We start from the raw sequence: 19,856 nt of genomic DNA, 5'->3' as shown, positions 1-19,856 counted from the left end.
GTTGGCCGATCTACGCATTCGAGATCACGCATGCGCCCTCAGACGAACGGGTAGGGGCCGTCGAAGGTGCCGATCTGGCTGGTGTGACTCACCAGACCGTGCCGCTCGTCCCACAGGTGCAGCATGCAACCCCGCGGTGCGGCGTGGCTGGAAGGCGGGGCGGATGCGACTAGCCGCAGGTCGATCGCCGTCGCGGTGCTGGGACAGGAGCAGACGACGGTGTTAGCCCATCGGGTCACCATCGACCGGTGCACGTGCCCGCACAGGACGATCTCGACGTTGGTCGCGCGCTCGACGACGGCACGCAGCTGGGCGCCCTCGACGTACCGGTACTGGTCCATGACGTCGATGCCGCTCGTGAACGGCGGGTGGTGGAGCACGAGCAGCGTGGGCTTGACCCTGTTCGACGCCAACGTGTCGGCGAGCCAGGCCAGCCCGTCTGCATCGATGTGTCCGTGGTGGCTGCCCGGAACCGTGGAGTCCAGTCCGATGATGCGCACCGGATGGTCGTCCACGCAGTAGTGCAGCGGCCCGCGTCGCGGGAGGTACCGGTGATCGGCGAACGCGGTCCTGAGGTTCTCCCGGTCGTCATGGTTGCCGGGGATCACCAGGAGCGGAATGCTCAACCGCGACAACATGTCCCGAAGATGTTCATACTCCTCCGGCAGACCTTCGTCGACGAGGTCTCCGCTGATCAAGACGAGGTCCGGCCTGCGGTCCATCGCGTGCACGTGATCGATCGCGTCCTCCAGGCCTTGGTTCGAGTCCACCACGCCCTGATACAGCACTCCGGGCGGGCGGACGTGCAGGTCCGACAGTTGCGCGATCAGCATCGGGCAACCCTCACACGACCGTCGTCAGCGCGCCACACGATGCCGATCAGCGCCACTGGCGACGAATTGCACGCCCATGCGTAAAGGCACGCGTATCGGTGTTCATCGAAAGCCTGGGCCGTGCGAAAGGCTCTGCGCCCTCAGGACTTCAACTCCACCTCGACGAAGACCGCCGTGGTGGCCGAGGAACTCGCGACGTCGTGACGGGTTCCCGCGCTGCCACGGTACGGCGACCCGGCGCGCTGGGTCATCTCCCGTGACGACCCGTCGGCGTCGGTCACCGTGAAGGTTCCCCCGGTCACCGGGACGACGACGTAGTCGTACTCGTGCACGTGCGGGCCGGTGGCGTCGCCGGCCCGCTCGAAGGACCAGGTGGTGACGCGAACGTCCGTGTCGTCGATCTCGACCTGCGCGCGAGCTGTGGTCATGCCTCGGTCCTCCCGTCGTCGACGGCCCCGTCGGTCGTCGATGTGTGCCACCGTGCTGGGTCAACAACAACAGATCCCGAACCGCCACGGCTGGGTAGCCGATCGACTATCTTGTCGAACGTGTCGACTCGATCATCATCCCAGCGGTGGCTACGTGGACTGACGCTCGCCGCAGGCGTCGGCGCTGCCGTGGTCGTGGGCGGTCAGTGTCCCGTGGCGGCCGCCGAACCGTCGTCCGCGTCCGATGGCGGATCGTCGTCGTCCGACGGCGCGTCATCCCGATCCGATTCCAATACGTCCTCGTCGGCGACCGGCGAGACGTCCGCGTCGTCCGGTACCGACTCGTCGGCGCCCGAGTCGCCCACCAAGGTCACCAAGGTCGACAGCGCGACCACGGTCGGGGCCACGCCGACGCGAGCGGGGGGCACGCGGCGCGCCTCCGACTCGGAGGCCGACACGTCAGAGAGCTCCGACGAGCGCGAATCGAGCACGAAGGACGACGACGCGGGCACCGTCCAACCGGACGCAGAGGCTGCCGAACCGACACCCGTGGACGTCGTGGATGTGGTGGACGTCGACGAGCCCACGGTGGAACCGGCGCCGAAACCCGTTGACCCCGAGTCGAACACGACCCCGCCGAGCAGCTCGCCGGTCACGGTCCACACCATCACGCAGTCCATCGCCGACGTCCCGGAGACGCCGAGGGACACCACCCCCGACGCGCCACTCGCCACGTCGGCGGTGTGGACGCTGGCGGCGTCGACCCGACGCGGCGTCGACGAATCGGCACCCGCAGCCACGCCGGCGGGATCGCTCACCACCGTCACGGCACTGCCCGCCGCCGATCAGAGCCTCTACGTCGGCGAACCGACGGTGGTCGCCCGCGTCGTCGAACTCGGGCTTCGGATCGTCGACGTCGTGCTCAAGCCGTTCGGCGGATTGCTCGCCTTCACCAGCCTGAAAATCCCCATCTTCACCGACGGGGTGCCGCCGTTCTTCCTCACCGGCGGGCTCGACGTCCGGCGGGACGAGTACGACGGGATGCCGGTATGGACGCTCGCTCCGCAACGGCCGACCGGGCAGTACGTCGTCGCGCTGCACGGCGGCGCCTACACCGCCCAGGCATCACTGTTCCACTGGTCCACGTACACCGATCTCGCGCGCGACACAGGTGCGACGGTGCTCGTGCCGCTTTATCCGCTCATCTCCGAGGGCGGGACGGCAGGTGCCGTCGTCCCTCAGACCGCCGACTTCCTCGCGGACACCATCACTCGGTACGGCGCCGAGAACGTCAGCGTGCTCGGCGATTCGGCAGGCGCCGGACTCGCGGTGGCCGCGGTGCAGACGCTGGTCCGGCGCGGTTCGCCCGTACCGGCGCGCATGGTCCTGCTCGCGCCCTGGCTCGACGTGACGACGAGCGACCCCCGAAGCGCGTCGATCGATCCGGACGATCCGCTCCTCGACGTGCCGAGCCTGCAGGGCAACGGCAGGGATTGGGCGGGTGACCTGGACCCAAGCGACCCGCTGGTCAGCCCGATCAACGGATCGTTCGCGGGCCTGCCGCCGACCGCGGTCTTCTCCGGATCACTCGACCTGCTGACGCCGGATTCGTTGCGGCTGCGGGAGATCGCCCTGTCGCAGGGCCTGACCAACTTCTCGTTCGACTTCCGCAATGGCCTCGTCCACGACTGGCCCATCTTCGGGTTCCTGCCGGACGCCATCGCGATCCGTCCCGCCATCTATGGCGCGCTGCTGAACCGGACCTCCGACGCGGCGCTCGCGTGATCGACCCCGCCGACTAGCGAGCGGCGCGCCGTGCGCCGTGCTGCTCGACGACGAGGACGACGTCGTCCCCGACGTCGACGGTGACGACGTCCCCGTCTCGCTGCTCGAAGAACGGGAGGTCGAGCAGCCCGTGGAAGTCGGCGGTGTCGACGAAGGTGTGCGCGCGGGCGAACAGTGGCTGTACGTCGAAGACCCGTACCCGAAGCTTCTCGCGGCTGAGCCGGCCCAGCTGCCTGCCGGATTCGGGGTCGGTGATCACGTCACCGTCGCCTGATTGCACGGCGAAGACCATGCCCGCGACGACCCCGGCCTCGGCTCCACGGTTGATGACGAGGGTGTAGTCGTCCTCGACGAGCGCGACCTGCCCGGCGACCGCCTGCGGAGTCACGATGCGGCCACCGAATCGACGTCCGAGGACACCGCTCTCGGGCCCGCCTGGATCCGCGGCCGAAGCCGGTAGGCGTCGACGTGGACGGGCGCGTCGTCATGGTCGTCGCCGTCCAGCTCGGTGCCGAGTGCGAGTTCGACGGCCGTCTTCGCCTGGAAGAGCGCGATGACGGCCTGCTGGTGCCGTTCGGAGCCCAACGAGTTCAGCGCCAGCGTCAGCTTCTTGTCGACGTAGGTGACCGACCGCTCGAGTTCGGCGACTCCGGCACCGGGTGCGACGGTGCCCTGGGTCGGTGCCGCCGTCCCGGCGGGCGCGCCGAACCTGCGGTGGCCGACCGCGCCGAGCGCGATGCAGCACACCGGGATGACGACGACGGTGCAGACGAGCGCGGTGGTCCCGGCCAGCGCGATCGCGCCCGCGACGCCGAGGAGGGCGGACAGCGCGAGCACGGACAGCAGTCGGACGTCGGCGGGCACCGCCTCGATCGCGCGCCACGTACGGGCGGCGGACCGTGCGCCGACGCGGGCGACGGATGCCACGGCCGTCGCGATGGCCGCGATCGCGCTGACCAGCCACCGGCCGGTCATCCGTCCGAAGTCGTCGACCTGCTTGCGCGTGACGGGGGCCGTGGGCCGCGACCGGGTCGGGGGCCGCTCGGTGGTCACGGGCTCGGCGGACTCGTCGGCCGTCGCGGTCGGCCCAGTCACATTTGCATCAGCAGTCACAGGAGCATCTTCTCTCGCCCGGCGTCCGATCCGGCCCTGACGCGCCGAGGCGGGGCACGGCGGGGTGGACGAAAGAGCACCGCCCACTCCGGCACCGAACACACCCGGTAGCTGAACACCGCCATCGACCACGCTCGCACCGGCGGCGAGTCGAGCCGTAGTCCCAGCACACGACCACGACCAGCAATCGTGAACGGCCCCGGAAGCCGGAGGCCACCGACTCCCCTGCCTTTGCCCAACCGCGCTCCACCGGCTAGGTTTCAGCCATGTCCCGGAGCGCCGTTGGGTGCCTGAGGTAACCGCCACCGCTGAACCGTTCCGGAGTGGAGCGCGATGACAGGTGATCGGGGAGGCGCGTGACGAAGAGATCGCCACACTGGCCGCACCACACCAAGCGCATAGATCCCATGACGCTGGTGGCGGTTCCGGAGCGCACGATCCGCCTCACGACCGCGGCTCTGGTGCTGAGCTTCGGCGCCATCGGGCTGGTGGCCACGCTGTCGACGGCCGGTCCGCCGCCCGGGTGGCAGCGCATCGCCGTCACCACGGTCTGCGCCACCACGATTCCGGTGGCCGTCTTCCTCGCGACCACGCGGCTCAACCTGAGTTGGCGCCGGCAACTGACGCGGCACGGTCGCCTCATGACCATCGCGTTCGTCGGCTACGCCGACGTCGGGCTCAGCGCCGTCCTGCTGACGTTGTCCGATCGCGAGGGCGCGCTGTACGGGACCGCGTTGTTCGCGGTCGTCGGCGTCTACGCCGGCTACTTCGCACCTCGGCGAATGGTCACCGCGCACGTGGTCTACACCAGCGTCTTCATCACGGTGATGGCGTGGCTGACGTGGTTGTCGGGCGGTCACGATGCGGCGGCCGTGGCAGCACGCTGGATGGTGTCGCTGCTCAGCGCCAACTGTGCGCTGGTGATCCTGAAGGGCTTCACCAGTGGTGTGCAGCGGGCCCTGGACGCCCAGTTCACCAACGCCACGCATGATCCGTTGACGGGGTCGCTCAACCGGCGGGGGCTCGACACGTGGGCGGTCAGGTCGCTGGGTGACCGATCACATGCCGTGGGCTTCGTCATCCTCGACGTCGACGGCTTCAAGTCCGTCAACGACCGGTACGGGCACCACGCGGGCGACGACGTCCTCGAACTCGTGGCGTCCCGGTTGCGAGGACTGCTCGGCAATCGCGCGATCATCGCCCGCATCGGCGGCGAGGAGTTCGCGTTGGTGTTGGAAGCAGATGTCGATGCCGCCGAGGACGTCGCCAGGACGGTGCTCGCGGCACTGCACGACACCGACGACCCCGTGCCCATCACCGTCAGCATCGGGGTGTCGTCGATACCGGCGTCCGAGATCCAGCGCTCCGACGCCCGGGACGTGCTGGCCGAAGGGCTCCGTCGCGCCGACCTCGCGATGTTCCAGGCCAAGCACCAGGGCCGCAACCGGGTATGCGTCAACGACGGTTCGGCCACACCTCGAGCCTGACGCCGACGGGTCGGCGAGACGGTGACGGTGCATACCGCGCGGTTGAGCCGATTAGGCTGGGGTAATCCGGTGGTTCAGCGTCGACCCCACTTCCCAGGTTCTTTCGAGGAGACCAATGCGTCAGCGACTGCCGAGACGGGCGATGAGGACGATGGCGATCGCGTGCGCGGCGGCGCTGCTCGTCAACGGGTGTGAGGCGCAGGTGTGGGGCGCGCCGCCGGCCGAGACCGTCCCGCAGGCACCCGTCGTCGCCCCGCAGGCCCCACCTCCGCCGGTGCCGGTGCCGCAGGCCCCGCCCGCGGAGCAACCGGCGCCGTTCGAGGGACTCGACGCCCGCGTCCGTCAGGCCACCGCCGACGCCGCCGCGTCCGGTGACGACCTCGAGATCGCGGTCATGGATCGCGACACCGGCCAGCTCGTCACCAATGGTTCGAACAAGCCGTTTCCCATCGCCTCGGTGGTGAAGCTGTTCATCGCCGACGATCTGCTGCTGCAGGAGTCGGAGGGCAAGACGACGCTGTCGCCGGCCGACCGCAAGTCGCTCGACGCCATGCTGCGGTCCTCCGATGACAGTGCAGCACAGAACTTCTGGGACCGCAGCGGGGGCAACGCCATCATCGCGCGGGTCAAGGCGCGGTACGGCCTGGCCGGTACGACGGCGCCCTCGAACGGACACTGGGACGTGACCACCAGCACCGCAAGCGATCTCGTCCGCTACTACGACATGCTGCTGGACGGCACCGGCGGACTGCCTCCCGCACAGGCCAACGTCATCATCGGCAACCTCGCGCAGTCCACGCCCAACGGCAACGACGGCTACCCGCAGCGGTTCGGCATCCCCGAAGGCCTGTACGCCGAGCAGGTGGCGGTCAAGCAGGGCTGGTTCTGCTGCTGGAACGGCGGCAACCAGTTGCACGTCACCACCGGCGCCATCGGACCGGAGCGCCGCTACGTGATGGCGATCGGTTCGCTCGACCCCACCGGCGCGGCAGCCGCCCGCGCCAACATGACGGAGGCCGTCAAGACGATGTTCCCGGGCGGCAAGATCTGAGTCCGGCCGCTAGCCGCCCGCGGACGCCGCGATGTCGGCGGCGCTGATGCCCGAGAGGTCCGGCACGTTCTGCATGAGTTCGATGCGGGTGCCGTCGGGATCGGTCAGGTAGACGAACCGGCCCGACGCCGGGTCGTCGACGTCGCCGAGCACGGTGCGCGTCGACTCCAGGAACGTCCCACCCGCGGCGAGGATCGCGTCGGTGAGGCCATCGACGTCCTCGACTCGGAACGACAGATGAGTGAACCCGAGTTCGGTCATCGGCTTGCGCTCCCCCGACCCGGTGATCGGGACGTCGACCCACTGCAGCAGCTCGATCCGGATGTCGTCGCGGATGAGCATCGCGGAGCGGAAACGTCCCTTCTGCTCCATGGTCGCGGCGACCTCGTCGTTGTCGAAGTCGAGCTGGTACAGCTGCGCGAACCCGAACACGTCGGTGTAGAAGCGGATCGAGCGGTCGAGATCGGTCACACCGATGCCGATGTGCGAGAAGCCCTGGATCATGGCTGGAGTCTGACAGATTCGGTGCTGGAGATGGTGCGAGTGCCGGATCCGGTCAGGACAAGCTGGGCGCAGGCTGTGGCAGCGGATTCGCGCCGTCGGGCCGTAGCCCGTCGAAGATCAGGCCGAGATACCGGCGCCACAGATCCGGTGGCGGATCCGGCAGGCTCTCGACCGCATGGATCGGCGCGCACATCAGCAGATAGACGTCGGCCTCGGTGACGTCTGGCCGAATGGCCCCGTCCTCCTGGGCTTTTCGGACGAGCACCGCGAGGTGCCGCCACAGTTCGTCGCGGACGTCGGCCACCCGCGTGTCGTCCCCGGTCACCGACTGCAGGAACGTCAGGTCGTGCCGCCGACGTTGGTCGGCGGCCACGGTCAGGAACTCCAGGAGAGCCGCCCCGGGGTCCACGGCATCGACCAGGTCGCGCGCTGCCGCGGCGAGCGCGGCGATGTGGCCGACGACGATCGACGCGATCAAGTCTTCCTTGGTGGCGAAGTGGCGGAACACCGTCGCCTTCGCAACGCCCGCCCGGCGCGCGATGTCGGCGATGGAGGCGGAGTGACCGCGTTCGGCGAACTCCTCCTCGGCCGCGGCGAGGAGTGACTCGTAGTTGCGCGTCGCGTCCGCCCGACGGGGCTGCTGGGAAGACGACACGCCTCAGCCTACCAAGTTGACCGATCGGTCACGTCGTGCCACGCTGGAGATCGAACGTGACCGCACGGTCACTTTGAGGCCACGCACTGGAGGACGAATGGAACTCGACGGCTCGACGGCGCTCGTCACCGGCACCAATCGCGGTATGGGCCACCACTTCGCGACGCAACTGATCGAACGCGGGGCGACGGTCTATGCCACGGCGCGGCGGCCCGAACTCGTCGACGTGCCCGGGGCGAAGGTCCTGCGCCTCGACATCACCGACCAAGCGTCGGTCGACGAGGTGGCGCGGTCCGCCGGCGACGTCGACGTCCTGATCAACAACGCCGCGTTCACCGCGGGAGGCAACCTCGTCACCGGTGACATGGACGCGATCCGGGCGGTGATGGACTCCAACTACTACGGCACCCTCGCGATGATCCGGGCCTTCGCCCCCATCCTCGCCCGCAACGGCGGCGGCGCGATCCTGAACGTCCTGTCGGTCGCGGCGTGGAACACCGTCGCCGGCAACAGCGCCTACGCCGCCGCGAAGTCCGCCGAATGGGGCCTGACCAACGGGGTGCGCGTCGAATTGGCCGACCAGGGAACGCTCGTGGCTGCGTTGGTGCCAGGACTGGTGGGGACCGAGACGCTGCTCGAGTACGCCGAGCGCAACGGCGCCACGCTTCCCGACGGTGCCGTCCAAGACCCCGCGGACGTGGTGCGCCTGGCCCTCGACGGGCTCGAAGCCGGCGACCTCGAGATCCTGGACGACATGGCCGTCACCGCGAAGGCGGGCCTCTCCGGGCCTCCCCGCGCCTTCGGTTGGTGAGTACGTGAGAACGGGCGGCCGGCGCTCGCGGGCACACTGGTGGCGTGCCCACACCGCGTAGCCCCGGTCGCTCGCTGCGCATCGGCGTGGTGGTGGCGATGACACTCGGCGGGTGCTCGACCGACGGTCTGGGCCTGGATCGCCAGCGGACGGAACGGTCGGTCACGCAGGGATTCGCCGACGTCCTCGAGCCCACCGTGTTCGACTGTCCGGCGGTACCGGATGCACGGGACGCCCCGGTGGGCCGGATCACCTCCAGCGACGGGCGGACGTGGACCACTCCCACGGACGTGCGGTTCAGTGACGGGCCCCGTCTCGACGACCTCTACAACGAGTGCACTGGCGTCCGGCCGGCCGGCCCGTCGGACGTCGACGTGGCCGCCTTGCCGATCACGGAAATCGACACGGACGGTGACGTGATCACCGGATACCTGTTCGGCGACAACTACTTCGAGCTTTTCGTCAACGGCACGCTGGTCGGCGTCGACCCGGTCCCGTACACGCCCTTCAACTCCACCGTGGTCCGCTTCCGCGCCAAGCGACCAATCAGTTATGCCGTGAAGCTGGTCGATTGGGAGGAGAACGCGGGGCTGGGGACCGAGCGGCTGGGCCCGGATCCGTGGCATGCGGGGGATGCGGGTTTCGTCGCGAGCTTCAGCGACGGCACCGTCACCGACGACAGCTGGCGCGCGCAGACGTTCTCGATCGCACCGCTGTCGGATCCGGCGGACGTCGTCGAACGTGGGAACGTGCACGACAGCTCTGCCGCGGGCCCGTCGGGATGCACCGATCGCTGCTTCGCCGTGCACTATCCGGTCCCCACCGACTGGGCCGCTGCCGCATTCGACGACTCGGACTGGCCCACCGCGAAGCTCTTCGGCGAGGCCCAGGTGGGGGTGTCCTATCCCGCGTATCAGAACTTCCGTGGGCAGTTCGTCGGTGCCGGAGCGCAATTCATCTGGACCTCGAACCTGGTGAAGGACAACGTGGTCCTGGCGCGCACGACCAGTCCCTGACCGCTCGGCGACGCCTTGACGTCAGTCAGCGACCCAGCCCGAGAACCTCAAGTCCGCAGTCCAGCGGCGGGGTGACCGATGCCCGCGTGATCACACTGGCCACCACCCACAGGAACAGGGCGACGCCTGCCGCGCCGGGGTCCGGTTCACCCTTGGCCCGCTCGCCGAGGTAACTGGCCCGGCCCATCCGCGCCCGCATGGACGCGGTCGCACGCGAGCCCTCCGCCGCAGCATCGGCCGCGGCGATGAAGTCGCCTGTGGCAGAGAGTGATTCGACTGCGGGTGACAGTGCGTCGACCATCGTCCGGTCGCCGATGGCCGCCTCCCCCACCCGTACGATGGCGGACAGACCGGCGCCGAGTCCGTCGGACCACGCCTCAGCCGACTCGGGACCGTCCGCGACCGCCACGGCGACCTCGGTGAACAGCAGACCGAGCAGCGGACCCGAGGTGCCGCCGACGTCGTCGAGGAACACCTCGCCGAGGACGGACAGCGGGGACTCCGACGCACCCTCGAGTCGCCGTACCGCGATGGCGACACCGCCCCGAAGGTTGTCGCCGAAGTCGCCGTCGCCGCTGTGCTGGTCGAACCGCGTGAGGCAGTCGTAGGCCGCCCCGACCGCGTCGGCGAACCCGGTGACGACGTCGCGTTCGACGTCGGAGGTGCCGGTGCCAGTGCCGTTCATCGCCGATCTCCCTCTGCCGTCGCGCCGACCGATCGGTTCGGGAACGACGGCGTGAACGCCGGTGCGTCCCAGAGCGACAGGAGTTCCCCGTCGGTGCGTGTCATCGTGACCGAGAACCCGCGCATGTCGAGCGCGGGAACGTAGGTGCCCACCAGATCCCCCACCACCCGGCCGCCGCGGGCCTCGACGCCCCGGGCCGCGTATTCGAAGATCACGTTGAGTTCCAGCAGCGTGACGGCGCCGAGTCCGTTCACGAGAAGGATCACGTCCTCGCCGGGCGGCAACGCGTCGAGAACTTGATCGGTCATGCGGCGCACCAACTCCGGCGTGGTCGGCCGGTGCACCGTGGACGGTGCGCGCTCACCGTGGATCCCGACGCCGTACTCCACCTCGTGGGGCTCGATCTCGAATGCGGGCGTCCCGCCGTGTGCCGTGGTCTGTGCCCGGGATGCGACCGCGATGCTCCTGCTGGCCGCGGCGACGCGGGTGCCGAGTTCCGTCAGTTCGTCGATGCCCGCACCGCCGTCGGCCGCGGCGCCGAGCATCTTCTCCACGACGACCGTCGCCGCAGTCCCGCGCCGGCCCGTCGCGGTGTCGGCGCTCTCGGTGGCCAGGTCGTCGTCGACGAGGACGCGCCGCACCTCGACCCCGTCGAGCCGGAGGCGTTCCGCGGCGATGCCGAAGTTGATCCGGTCACCGGTGTAGTTCTTGACGACGTGCACGACGCCACCGCTCCCCGCGGCGTGCCTACTGGCCTCCAGGACCTGCCGGTTGTGCGGCGAGGCGAAGACCTTGCCGGGCGCCACCGCGTCGAGCATCCCCTCGCCGAGGAACCCGGCGTGCAACGGCTCGTGTCCCGAACCGCCACCGGAGACCAGTCCGACGACGCGCCGCGGGTTGCGGTGCCGCGCGGTGAAGAAGGCGGGCGACTCGTGCAGTTCGACGAAATGCCGGTTGGCGCGGGCGAAACCGGCCAGCGCCACCGGTACCGGGTCGCCGTCGTCGGGATGGAAGTGGCCCGTCGGCGCCTCGGGTGCGGGTGACATGGTCCCGATCCTCCTCTCGTCGCGGCGATCAGTAGCCGAAGTAGACCGCGGCCATGTCCTCGTCGCCGTGGCCGGCCTCGCTGGCTGCGTCGAAGGCGGCGAGAACGCCGTCGACCAGGACCGTCGACAGTCCCGACGAGGCGATCGCGTCCCTGATCAGTCCCGTGTCCTTGCGGACACCGTCGACGCTGAACTGCGGTGCGTACGACGACTCGATGATCGCCGTGCCCTTCGCCTGCAGGTACGGGGAACCGGCTGCGGATCCATCGAACGCGTCGAGCATCAACTGCTGGTCCACGCCAAGGCCTTTCGCCAGCGCGAACGACTGGCCGATGGCTGCGGCGAGCGCGCCGATCCATGCGTTGCACACCAGTTTGAGCTTCGATCCGAGACCGAGTTCGGTACCCACCCAGATCGTCTTGGACCCCATCGCGTCGAACGCCGGCTGCACGCGGTCGCGCAGCGCGGGGTCACCCGATGCGAGCATCACCAGCTTGCCCTGCTCGGCGGGCGCCTTGGTGCCCAGCACCGGGCAGTCGAGGAACGCGACGCCGTGCTCCTCGGCGAGCGACGCGGTCCGAGCGGCACCGTCGAGTCCCACGGTGGCGCACTGCACGAAGACGGCGCCCTCCTTCATGGCAGGCAGCACCGTCGCCATGACGTCGAGCGTGGCCGCCGTGTCGAACAGCATCGCGACGACCACATCGGCGTCGGCCACCGCCGCGGTCGGGTCGAGGGCGACGAACGCACCGTCGTCGGCCAGCGGCTCGGACCGCTCGGCCGTGCGGTTCCAGGCGGTGACCTCGATCCCCTCCCGCAGCAGTGATCGCGCCATCCCCGCGCCCATGGCGCCCGTGCCCAGAACCGTTACGTGCATGGTCGTCATTCTGCCCGGCCGTGCCGGTCCGCGTTCGCGTGGATGGCGTCGCGGCAGTAGGCCGCCAGTCCCGGGAGCCCGAAGGTGTCGTCGTAGGTGGCGACGTACCTGGGGTCGCTGACGTACATGTCGCCGAGGGTGCGGTGGAACTCCGGCGGGCAGTCGTAGAACCACCGGTTCACGTGGAGCCGATGGTGCTCCGCCGCGTTCGTGGCCTCGTCGGAGTCGGCGGGGAGACCGGTGCGGAAGGCGTCGGACAGCGCCTTCTCGACGGCTTCTCCCTCGGCCTTGATCCGGATCCAGTCCTCCTTGCCGTAGGTCTTCGCGCGCCGCTGCGATTCCTTCCACTCCGCGGTCTCGCCCCACTTCTGCGCGGCCTCGGCCTGGTAGTCGTCGAAGCTCTCGCCGAAGAGTTCTCGCATGTCGTCGTCGGTCATGGGGGTGTTCGTCATCGCTCTCTCCAATGCCTGATCGATTGCCTCGACGAGGTCCTTCATCTCGTCGAGCCGGGACACGACGCGTTCGCGCTGGCGAATCAGGTGGCTGACCTCGTCGCCCTCGTCCAGGAGGCGTGCGATCTCGTCGAGAGACAGCTGGAGGCGGCGGTACACGATGACCTGCGACAGCCGCGTCAGGTCCGCCGACGTGTAGACCCGGTACCCCGAGGCCGAACGCCGGCACGGGGTCAGCAACCCGATTGCGTCGTAGTGGTGGAGCGTGCGGACCGTGATGCCGAACCGCTCGGCGACCTCGCCCACCGTCAGTTCGTCCATCTGCCGCTCCTCCATCACGTCGATCAGACTGATGCCTCACGTTGCGTGAGGGTCAAGTCAACCCGCCCCCACGCGTCCGGGCGCCGAGATCGGTCGTAGCGGCGGGGAGGCTGCGAGAATGCCCCGGTGTCATCAGAGCAGCGGCGCGGTCCGGGCAGACCCCGCGACGCCGACATGGAGGCCCGTGTCTTCGACGCCGTTCTCGAGGTCTACTGGGAGACCAGCTGGCGGGGGTTCACCTTCGACGCCGTCGCCCGGCGGGCCAAGGTGGGCCGGGCAGCCCTGTACCGACGGTGGGACACCAAGGAGGCGCTCCTCGTCGCCGCGCTCGAGGAGCGGACGCCGCTGTCGACGCCGATCGACACCGGCTCGGTGCGCACCGACCTGATCGAACTCTCCAATGAACTGGCCCGCGGCTACACCGAACTGGCCGGACTGGTGTCGCTGCGCGTCACCCTCGACGCGATGGTCAATCCCGACCTCCTCGCCCACCTCACCGACACGCTCAACCAGAGTCGGCTGGTCACCACCCGTCAGATCGTTCGCCGTGCCGTCGCGCGAGGAGAACTCCCGCAGTCGACCTCGACGACCCTGCTGCTGGAGTTGGTGACCGGCGCGGTCCTCTCCCATGCGCTGTTCGCCCAGGCGCACGACGGCTCGCCGGTGCCCGATCGGGTGACGCACTCGACGACGGTCGTGGACGCCGTCCTGCGGGCGCTTTCGGGCGACTGACGGCTGAGGACTAGGGCACGTCAGCGCGGTCCTCATTTACAGACATATTTTGTCTGTATTACTGTCGAACCCATGGACCCTCGTACCGTCCCGGTGATCATCGGCGTGGCCGACGTGCGGTGGGGCCGGGCCGGCGCCCCCGAGACACCACGCGAGCCCCTCGACCTCATCTCCGACGCCACCGCGCAGGCCCTCGCCGACACCGGCGTCGCGGACATCGGCCGACGCGTCGACACCATCTACGCGGTGAAGACCGCGAGTTGGGCCTACGACGACCTCCCGGCCCTCATCGGGAAGCAGATCGGAGCGCCGTCGCCGCGAACCGCGACCAGCACGATCGGCGGGCACTGGCCGACCGCGCTGATCGACGACATCGGCTCCGAGATCGCCGACGGTAACTCGACGGTGGCACTGCTGGTCGGCGGTGAGGCGCAGGCATCGGTGAAGGCGCTGACCAAGGCCGGCACCGACCCCGCGGAGCTGGGCTGGGTCGCCGCGCCCGGCGGCCCACCGACCTTCTCGGGAGACGATCTCGGCAGCACCGACATGCAACGCACGGGCATTCTCACCCCCACCCGCGTCTACCCCCTGTTCGAGAACCGCCTGGCACACGACCTCGGCCAGACCCCCGCCGAGTCGCTCGACCAGTCGGCACGGATGTACTCGACGTTCTCCGAAGTCGCTGCGAGACATCCGGTGTCGTGGTCACCCACCGCACGCACGGCCGACGACATCGCCACCGTCGGCCCCCGCAACCGGCTCGTCAGCGACACCTACCCGCTGTCGATGAACGCGATGCCGTTCGTCGACCAGGCTGCCGCCGTGGTGCTGTGCTCACTGAACTCGGCGATCGAGTTCGGCGTACCCGACGATCGCATCGTCTACCTGTGGGGTGGGGCCGGCGCCTCGGACACCGTCGACGTGGTTGCCCGCGCGGACTTCGGCGCCTCCCCCGCCCTCCGATCCGCAATCGATCGGACGCTCGACCGGGCCGGGATCAGCGGCGCCGACCTGTCGATCGTCGACTCCTACAGCTGTTTTCCGGTCGTGCCCAAGCTGCTGGTGCGCGCGCTGGACCTCCCGCCGGAGACGGTGCCGAGCGTGCTCGGCGGTCACTCGTTCTTCGGGGGGCCGCTCAACAGCTACACCCTCCATGCGATCGCCGAGGTGACCCGTCTGCTGCGCGACGGCGCTCCCGACGACGTCGCGCTGGTGCACGCCAACGGTGGCTACCTCACCCATCAGCACGTCGTCTTACTGGCTCGACGGGCGCACCGCGACGGGTACATCGGCGACCCCGTCCCCGTGGTGATCCCGTCGGACGCCCCGCCGCTGGTGCACGACTACGACGGCGATGCGGGGATCGTCACCGCCACGGTCGAGTACGACCGGGGCGGGCTGCCCGGCGTCGGCCTGATCGTGGCCGAGACGCCGGACGGTCGCCGCGTGGCCGGACACACCGATTCCGAGGGCGCCGCCGCCTTGATCGCACACACGGCCGAGGGCACCCGCTCGCTGGTCGGCACCACCGTGCACCTCACCGATCGCGGCGGTCAGCTCACCGTGTCGCTGAGCGACGACTCGATGGGCCTGTGACGCCGATGATCTCGATGCCGTCCACCGTCATCGCGCACGTCCGCTCGCTCGCCGAGACGGTGCGCGGTGTCGACGTCCTGCGCGCCCGCGGACTGTTCAGCCCGCTGCGGCTCGACCGGGCACTCGCGGCAGGTCGAGCGGTCTCGACACTGGGTCCGGTCGCCGGCGCCATCGCCCACGGGGCGGCGCTGCATCCGCTCACAACCGCGATCGTCGACGACCGTGGCGCGCTGTCGTACGGAGACCTCGACCGACGTTCCACCTCACTCGCGCGGGGACTCGCGGCCCGCAACGTCGGCCCGGGCAGCGTGGTGGCGGTCCTCGCCCGCGACCATCGCGGACTCGTGCTCGCCATCGTCGCCGCAGCGAAGGTGGGCGCACGCCTCGTCCTGATGAACACCGGCTTCGCCACCCCGCAGTTCGCCGACGTCGCCGCGCGCGAGGGTGTCCGAGTGGTGCTGCACGACGCCGAGTTCGGCGATCTGCTGGCCGGACTGCCGCCGGAGATCGACCGGATCCTCACCGACGCCGCCGGATCCGCCGGCGCACCGGGCGTCGACGACCTGATCGCCGAGCACTCCGGCGAGCCACTCCCGCGCCCCGACCGTCCCGGCGGCCTGGTGCTGTTGACCAGCGGCACCACCGGGACGCCGAAGGGCGCGCCCCGCGACCGCGTCTCGCTACTGCAGTCGGCGGCGTTTCTCGATCGAATACCGCTGTCGCGCAACCAGACGATGGTGATGGTGGCGCCGATCTTCCACGGGACGGGTCTGTCGCAGTTCATCCTCGGGCTGGCGCTGGGTGGGACGGTCGTCCTGCACCGCAAGTTCGACGCCGAGGCCACGCTGGCGTCCGTCGAGCGGCATCGGGCCCACACGCTGGTGCTCGTACCGACCATGCTGCGACGGATCATGGACCTCGGGCCCGACGTGCTCGACCGGTACGACACCTCCAGCCTGCGCATCGTCTTCTCCGCGGGCTCGGCCCTACCCACCGAGCTGTGCGCCCGGGCAGCCGCCCACTTCGGCGACGTCCTCTACAACCTCTACGGCTCCACCGAGGTGGCCGTGGCACTCGTCGCCACACCGCAGGACCTCGCCACGGCGCCGGGAACGGTCGGGCGTCCGCCGGTCGGGTGCCGCGTCGCGCTGGTCGACGACCGCGGCGCGATCATCGACCGCCCGCACGTGATCGGCCGCATCTTCGCGCGCAGCACCCTGAGCTTCGGCGGCTACACCGACGGCCGCCACAAGGAGATCATCGACGGCATGCTCTCGAGTGGCGACGTCGGCCACGTCGACGAGAACGGACTGTGGTTCGTCGACGGCCGCGACGACGACATGATCGTTTCCGGCGGGGAGAACGTCTATCCCCTCGAGGTGGAGAACCTCCTGTCCGAACACGCGGGGATCGTCGAGGCCGCGGTGGTCGGCGTCGACGACCCCGAGTTCGGAAAGCGCCTGCGGGCGTACGTGGTTGCGTCGGAGGAGCTGAGCGCAGCCGACGTCAAGGCACACGTCCGCGACAATCTGGCCCGGTTCAAGGTGCCCAGGGACGTCGTCTTCGTCGCCGCCCTGCCTCGCAACCCGACCGGCAAGGTGGTCCGTCGCGAACTGGCCGACATGTCCGACGTCCGGGGTACCGACTCAGGCTGAGCGCGTGCCGCGACCCCTCAGTGGTCGTGCAGCGCCCGCGTGGTGTCGAACGGGTCGAAGTCGGCGTCCCAGGCCGATAGTGCCGAGCCGTCCGCGATCCGTCGTCCACCGCGGATGTCGGCGAGCAGGTCTCGTCCGACGATGGTGCCGGCGGCATGCACTCCGCTGATCATGGACCCGACGGTCCCGGGGCCCCACGCGGTGCTGGTGCCGACGGTGAAGAGTCCGGGGATCGGCGTCGTGTCGCCCGGCCGTAGGGGACCCGCCTGCGACAGCTTGGTCTGGAGCCCGAACGGAGCACCCCCGGTGTTGTTGACGAAGCGGGTTTGCGTTGCCGGGCTGCCCAGTTCGCTGAGCTTCACCTTCGACGACGATCCTGGAAACGCCTGTTCCATCCGTTCGAGCATGCCGTCGACGATGATCTTCTTGACGTCCCGGTAATGCTGATCCTGGCTGTATCCGCCCGAGGCGACGTCGTAGCCGTCGAACCCCCACAGTCGCGGATCCGCGGGGGTGATGGTCTGGACTTCGATCGTGGCGTGTCCCGACGGGGCGGCGCGGTGATTCGACGGGTCTCGCCGCGAGGACGACTGCACGAACATCGGCTGCCGCTGCGCCATCTCCCGCGCCCACGCCTCGCCGGAGTCGTACCCACTGCCACCCATCACCGTCCTGCCGAAGCTCGCCAACGAGCGAAGTGAATCCGCGGCGCTCCAGTCGGGGATGGCGAAGTAATTGCTGTTCGGACTGTCGGCGAGGTCGATCTCCACGCCGAAGAAGCCGTTGATCAGCGGTTGGGACATCGTCCACTTCCGCACCCGCCGTTGGAAGCGCTTCGGAAGCTGCTCGAAGCCAACGAGATCCGTGTAGGTCTTGATGATGTCGGCGTCCGAGACCACCGTGTTCGAGGACAGGAAATCGCCGTCGGTCAATCGCACGCCCGTCACCCTGCCGTCGCCGAGGACGATCTCAGCCACCTCGGCGCCGGTGCGGATGGACCCGCCGTGGGCGGTCACCACCTCGGCGAACCCAGCGGCCAGCATCTGCCCACCACCCTTCGGGTAGTAGGAGCCACGCCCAACGTAGTCCTGGAAGAACGCGCCCATGGCGGCGGTCGGCAGCACCATGGGACTGCACGCCAGCGCGCCGGTCTGCGCCGAGAGGACGTAGGTCGCCCGCGCCGACAGCCCGCAGGCCGCGAGTGCCGCCGCATACGGCACCGCCATGAACGGCGCCGCCCTGCCCGCACGCGCGGCCCACCGCGCCATCCCGAGGGCCGTGTCCATGTCGGTACGGTCGTGCGCTTCACCGATGCGGCGCATGAGGCCGTGGAAGCGACGCACCGCCCGCTTCTCGTCGGGGAAGGTGTCGAGCAGGTTGACCAGGTACGCGTCCCAGCCGACCGGTGTCGCCAGTTCCAGACCCGGGCCGATGATGCGATCGAAACCGCTCTGATCCATGGGCAGCCACGTGATTCGATCGCCGAGGCCCACCCCGTGCATCATCGCGGTCACGATGCCGTCCGGCCCGCAATCACCGACGTAGTGGACGCCGCAGTCGAACTCCCACTGCCCGCGCCGCGCGAAGACGTGCGACGAGCCGCCCAGCGTCGTGTATTGCTCCAGCAACAGGACGCGTCGGCCCGCGGCCGACAGATACGCCGCCGCGGACAGCCCGCCGAGTCCGGAACCGACCACGATCGCGTCCCACCGAGTCCGTGCGTTCACTGAGCCATCCTTCGCGTCGGGAGGTTCTGACGTACGGTAGACCGATTGATCTAACGACGATCGAACCGTACTATCCCGACCGGTCTACTCGCAAGGTGACCGTCCGACGGGCTCGCGGCGCCTACGGGAATTCGGTCGACCGACCGACGGTGGCGCCCCACTCGGGGAGTCCACCGGCCTCGACCTGGCGGCCGGCACGAGATGCCATGTGGCGCAGCCAAATGTGGGCGGGGTCGCGTTCGTGGGTGGGATGCCACCACAGCGACTCCACCAGGTACCCCATCTCGAAGGGCAGGTCGACCACGGACACCGTCGGCCCGGAATGCAACCGTGCCACCTGTTCGGGAACCAACCCGATGCGGTCGGTACCGGCGACGAGGTACGGCACCGCGAGGAAGTCCTCGGTGGTGATCGCCGGACGGATGGTCACGTCCTCGGCCAGGAGGCGAGGCATGGGCGACAACGTGGAGAAGGGATGCTCGTAGGCCACCACCCACGGCCTGCCGGCCAGCTCTGCACGCGTCAAGGCCTCGGGAGTGCCGTCGCGCGCCGAGACGATGCACACCCAGCGGTCCCGGTAGAGGTTCATCGACGGCATGTTCGCCAGCACGCCCTGCGGGAGCACCACGGCATCCACCGTGCGCATGTTCTCCTCCGCCCCCTGAACGAAGGCATTGGTGCTGTGCTGGAAGTCCAGCCGCACACCGGGAGCGTGCTCGGCGAACAGGTCGGCGAGCACGCGGCCGAACACCGGTAGGTGGCAATCGGTTACGACGAGCGTGAACCGACGCTCCGACTGCAGGGGATCGAAGCCCGAGCGCGTTCCGAACACCCGGTCCGACCAGCTGAGGGCCTCGCCGGTCTGCTGAACCAGGCGCTCCCCCAGCGGCGTGAGGACGTACGCGTTGCCCACCCTGGTGAGCAGTTCGTCGCCGAAGTGCCGGCGCAGTCGCGCCAGAGCCGCGCTCAGCGTCGGCTGACTCAACCCCAAGCGCTGCGCCGCCCGGGTGACGCTGCGCTCCTGCAGGAGCGCATCCAGCGACACCATGAGGTTCAGATCGATCGCCACGCACCCTCCCCTG

The 19,856-nt window shown here is 69.4% G+C and carries 21 protein-coding genes; 8 read left to right on the top strand and 13 right to left on the bottom strand.

Annotation, left to right across the window (positions count from 1 at the left end):
- Positions 1 to 38: 38 nt before the first annotated feature.
- The 3 genes from AC1MEY_RS02020 to AC1MEY_RS02010 all read right to left on the bottom strand — a co-directional run bounded on the left by AC1MEY_RS02020 (position 39) and on the right by AC1MEY_RS02010 (position 1,689).
- A complete protein-coding gene (locus AC1MEY_RS02020; protein ID WP_480229084.1) occupies positions 39 to 833 on the bottom strand; it encodes a phosphodiesterase in 795 nt (264 codons plus the stop codon).
- Positions 834 to 973: 140 nt separating this feature from the next.
- Positions 974 to 1,261 (bottom strand): cupin domain-containing protein, encoded by a 288-nt coding sequence (locus AC1MEY_RS02015; RefSeq protein ID WP_480229083.1) that lies wholly within the window; start codon positions 1,259 to 1,261, stop codon positions 974 to 976.
- A 203-nt stretch (positions 1,262 to 1,464) separates the two neighbouring features.
- Positions 1,465 to 1,689: a hypothetical protein gene (locus tag AC1MEY_RS02010; protein WP_480229082.1), complete on the bottom strand. Its 225-nt coding sequence runs from the start codon at positions 1,687 to 1,689 to the stop codon at positions 1,465 to 1,467.
- 121 nt (positions 1,690 to 1,810) lie between these two features.
- On the opposite strand from AC1MEY_RS02010, the gene AC1MEY_RS02005 reads away from it, so the two are divergent.
- Positions 1,811 to 3,046, top strand: coding sequence for an alpha/beta hydrolase fold domain-containing protein (locus AC1MEY_RS02005; RefSeq protein ID WP_480229081.1), 1,236 nt, complete (start codon positions 1,811 to 1,813; stop codon positions 3,044 to 3,046).
- Positions 3,047 to 3,059: 13 nt separating this feature from the next.
- Here AC1MEY_RS02005 and AC1MEY_RS02000 read toward each other — a convergent pair whose 3' ends face one another.
- Both AC1MEY_RS02000 and AC1MEY_RS01995 read right to left on the bottom strand, forming a co-directional pair.
- Positions 3,060 to 3,434 (bottom strand): hypothetical protein, encoded by a 375-nt coding sequence (locus AC1MEY_RS02000; RefSeq protein ID WP_480229080.1) that lies wholly within the window; start codon positions 3,432 to 3,434, stop codon positions 3,060 to 3,062.
- Entirely contained in the window at positions 3,431 to 4,141 is a 711-nt protein-coding gene (locus tag AC1MEY_RS01995; protein WP_480229079.1) for a hypothetical protein, read from the bottom strand. Before AC1MEY_RS01995 ends, AC1MEY_RS02000 begins: the two co-directional genes overlap by 4 nt.
- Before the next feature lie 374 nt (positions 4,142 to 4,515).
- On the opposite strand from AC1MEY_RS01995, the gene AC1MEY_RS01990 reads away from it, so the two are divergent.
- Positions 4,516 to 5,646 (top strand): GGDEF domain-containing protein, encoded by a 1,131-nt coding sequence (locus tag AC1MEY_RS01990; protein WP_480229078.1) that lies wholly within the window; start codon positions 4,516 to 4,518, stop codon positions 5,644 to 5,646.
- A 115-nt stretch (positions 5,647 to 5,761) separates the two neighbouring features.
- On the top strand, positions 5,762 to 6,697 hold the full coding sequence (locus AC1MEY_RS01985; protein ID WP_480229077.1) for a serine hydrolase: 936 nt from the start codon (positions 5,762 to 5,764) through the stop codon (positions 6,695 to 6,697).
- Between the two features lie 9 nt (positions 6,698 to 6,706).
- Here AC1MEY_RS01985 and AC1MEY_RS01980 read toward each other — a convergent pair whose 3' ends face one another.
- Both AC1MEY_RS01980 and AC1MEY_RS01975 read right to left on the bottom strand, forming a co-directional pair.
- Positions 6,707 to 7,201, bottom strand: a complete 495-nt coding sequence (locus tag AC1MEY_RS01980) for a VOC family protein (RefSeq protein WP_480229076.1) — start codon at positions 7,199 to 7,201, stop codon at positions 6,707 to 6,709.
- A 52-nt stretch (positions 7,202 to 7,253) separates the two neighbouring features.
- On the bottom strand, positions 7,254 to 7,856 hold the full coding sequence (locus tag AC1MEY_RS01975; protein WP_480229075.1) for a TetR/AcrR family transcriptional regulator: 603 nt from the start codon (positions 7,854 to 7,856) through the stop codon (positions 7,254 to 7,256).
- A 97-nt stretch (positions 7,857 to 7,953) separates the two neighbouring features.
- Here AC1MEY_RS01975 and AC1MEY_RS01970 point away from each other — a divergent pair, with 97 nt between their 5' ends.
- Positions 7,954 to 8,667, top strand: a complete 714-nt coding sequence (locus tag AC1MEY_RS01970) for an SDR family NAD(P)-dependent oxidoreductase (protein WP_480229074.1) — start codon at positions 7,954 to 7,956, stop codon at positions 8,665 to 8,667.
- Between the two features lie 44 nt (positions 8,668 to 8,711).
- Complete coding sequence (locus AC1MEY_RS01965; RefSeq protein WP_480229073.1) at positions 8,712 to 9,683, top strand: hypothetical protein; 972 nt, start codon at positions 8,712 to 8,714, stop codon at positions 9,681 to 9,683.
- A 25-nt stretch (positions 9,684 to 9,708) separates the two neighbouring features.
- Here the strand turns inward: AC1MEY_RS01965 and AC1MEY_RS01960 are convergent, their stop codons facing one another.
- The 4 genes from AC1MEY_RS01960 to AC1MEY_RS01945 are packed head-to-tail and all read right to left on the bottom strand — an operon-like array spanning position 9,709 to position 13,064.
- The gene (locus AC1MEY_RS01960; RefSeq protein ID WP_480229072.1) at positions 9,709 to 10,368 is read right to left on the bottom strand and encodes a DAK2 domain-containing protein; all 660 of its coding nucleotides are present in this window, start codon (positions 10,366 to 10,368) and stop codon (positions 9,709 to 9,711) included.
- Positions 10,365 to 11,414 carry a dihydroxyacetone kinase subunit DhaK gene (locus AC1MEY_RS01955; protein ID WP_480229071.1) on the bottom strand — a complete coding sequence of 350 codons (1,050 nt, stop codon included), beginning with the start codon at positions 11,412 to 11,414 and terminating at the stop codon, positions 10,365 to 10,367. Before AC1MEY_RS01955 ends, AC1MEY_RS01960 begins: the two co-directional genes overlap by 4 nt.
- A gap of 28 nt (positions 11,415 to 11,442) precedes the next feature.
- The gene (locus tag AC1MEY_RS01950) at positions 11,443 to 12,291 is read right to left on the bottom strand and encodes an NAD(P)-dependent oxidoreductase (protein ID WP_480229070.1); all 849 of its coding nucleotides are present in this window, start codon (positions 12,289 to 12,291) and stop codon (positions 11,443 to 11,445) included.
- Between the two features lie 5 nt (positions 12,292 to 12,296).
- Positions 12,297 to 13,064 carry a MerR family transcriptional regulator gene (locus AC1MEY_RS01945; protein ID WP_480229069.1) on the bottom strand — a complete coding sequence of 256 codons (768 nt, stop codon included), beginning with the start codon at positions 13,062 to 13,064 and terminating at the stop codon, positions 12,297 to 12,299.
- A 174-nt stretch (positions 13,065 to 13,238) separates the two neighbouring features.
- On the opposite strand from AC1MEY_RS01945, the gene AC1MEY_RS01940 reads away from it, so the two are divergent.
- From AC1MEY_RS01940 to AC1MEY_RS01930, 3 genes are all read left to right on the top strand, one after another.
- Entirely contained in the window at positions 13,239 to 13,796 is a 558-nt protein-coding gene (locus AC1MEY_RS01940; protein WP_480231258.1) for a TetR/AcrR family transcriptional regulator, read from the top strand.
- Positions 13,797 to 13,868: 72 nt separating this feature from the next.
- Entirely contained in the window at positions 13,869 to 15,392 is a 1,524-nt protein-coding gene (locus tag AC1MEY_RS01935; protein WP_480229068.1) for an acetyl-CoA acetyltransferase, read from the top strand.
- A gap of 14 nt (positions 15,393 to 15,406) precedes the next feature.
- Complete coding sequence (locus AC1MEY_RS01930; RefSeq protein WP_480229067.1) at positions 15,407 to 17,047, top strand: acyl-CoA synthetase; 1,641 nt, start codon at positions 15,407 to 15,409, stop codon at positions 17,045 to 17,047.
- 17 nt (positions 17,048 to 17,064) lie between these two features.
- Here the strand turns inward: AC1MEY_RS01930 and AC1MEY_RS01925 are convergent, their stop codons facing one another.
- Together AC1MEY_RS01925 and AC1MEY_RS01920 are read right to left on the bottom strand one after the other, a co-directional pair.
- Positions 17,065 to 18,774 carry a phytoene desaturase family protein gene (locus tag AC1MEY_RS01925; RefSeq protein ID WP_480229066.1) on the bottom strand — a complete coding sequence of 570 codons (1,710 nt, stop codon included), beginning with the start codon at positions 18,772 to 18,774 and terminating at the stop codon, positions 17,065 to 17,067.
- 121 nt (positions 18,775 to 18,895) lie between these two features.
- Positions 18,896 to 19,843, bottom strand: a complete 948-nt coding sequence (locus tag AC1MEY_RS01920; protein ID WP_480229065.1) for a LysR family transcriptional regulator — start codon at positions 19,841 to 19,843, stop codon at positions 18,896 to 18,898.
- Positions 19,844 to 19,856: the final 13 nt, after the last annotated feature.

It is taken from the genome of Mycobacterium sp. PTI7 (genome assembly GCF_056679845.1).
This window is presented reverse-complemented; position numbering and strand designations above follow the sequence as displayed.

Bases quoted from the DNA above. Each gene is read 5' to 3' on its own strand.
- AC1MEY_RS01985 (WP_480229077.1), top strand. From the start codon at position 5,762: ATGCGTCAGCGACTGCCGAGACGGGCGATGAGGACGATGGCGATCGCG.
- AC1MEY_RS01980 (WP_480229076.1), bottom strand. From the start codon at position 7,201: ATGATCCAGGGCTTCTCGCACATCGGCATCGGTGTGACCGATCTCGAC.
- AC1MEY_RS01960 (WP_480229072.1), bottom strand. From the start codon at position 10,368: ATGAACGGCACTGGCACCGGCACCTCCGACGTCGAACGCGACGTCGTC.
- AC1MEY_RS01940 (WP_480231258.1), top strand. From the start codon at position 13,239: ATGGAGGCCCGTGTCTTCGACGCCGTTCTCGAGGTCTACTGGGAGACC.
- AC1MEY_RS01950 (WP_480229070.1), bottom strand. From the start codon at position 12,291: ATGCACGTAACGGTTCTGGGCACGGGCGCCATGGGCGCGGGGATGGCG.
- AC1MEY_RS01945 (WP_480229069.1), bottom strand. From the start codon at position 13,064: ATGGACGAACTGACGGTGGGCGAGGTCGCCGAGCGGTTCGGCATCACG.
- AC1MEY_RS02020 (WP_480229084.1), bottom strand. From the start codon at position 833: ATGCTGATCGCGCAACTGTCGGACCTGCACGTCCGCCCGCCCGGAGTG.
- AC1MEY_RS02015 (WP_480229083.1), bottom strand. From the start codon at position 1,261: ATGACCACAGCTCGCGCGCAGGTCGAGATCGACGACACGGACGTTCGC.
- AC1MEY_RS01970 (WP_480229074.1), top strand. From the start codon at position 7,954: ATGGAACTCGACGGCTCGACGGCGCTCGTCACCGGCACCAATCGCGGT.
- AC1MEY_RS01930 (WP_480229067.1), top strand. From the start codon at position 15,407: ATGCCGTCCACCGTCATCGCGCACGTCCGCTCGCTCGCCGAGACGGTG.
- AC1MEY_RS01955 (WP_480229071.1), bottom strand. From the start codon at position 11,414: ATGTCACCCGCACCCGAGGCGCCGACGGGCCACTTCCATCCCGACGAC.
- AC1MEY_RS01935 (WP_480229068.1), top strand. From the start codon at position 13,869: ATGGACCCTCGTACCGTCCCGGTGATCATCGGCGTGGCCGACGTGCGG.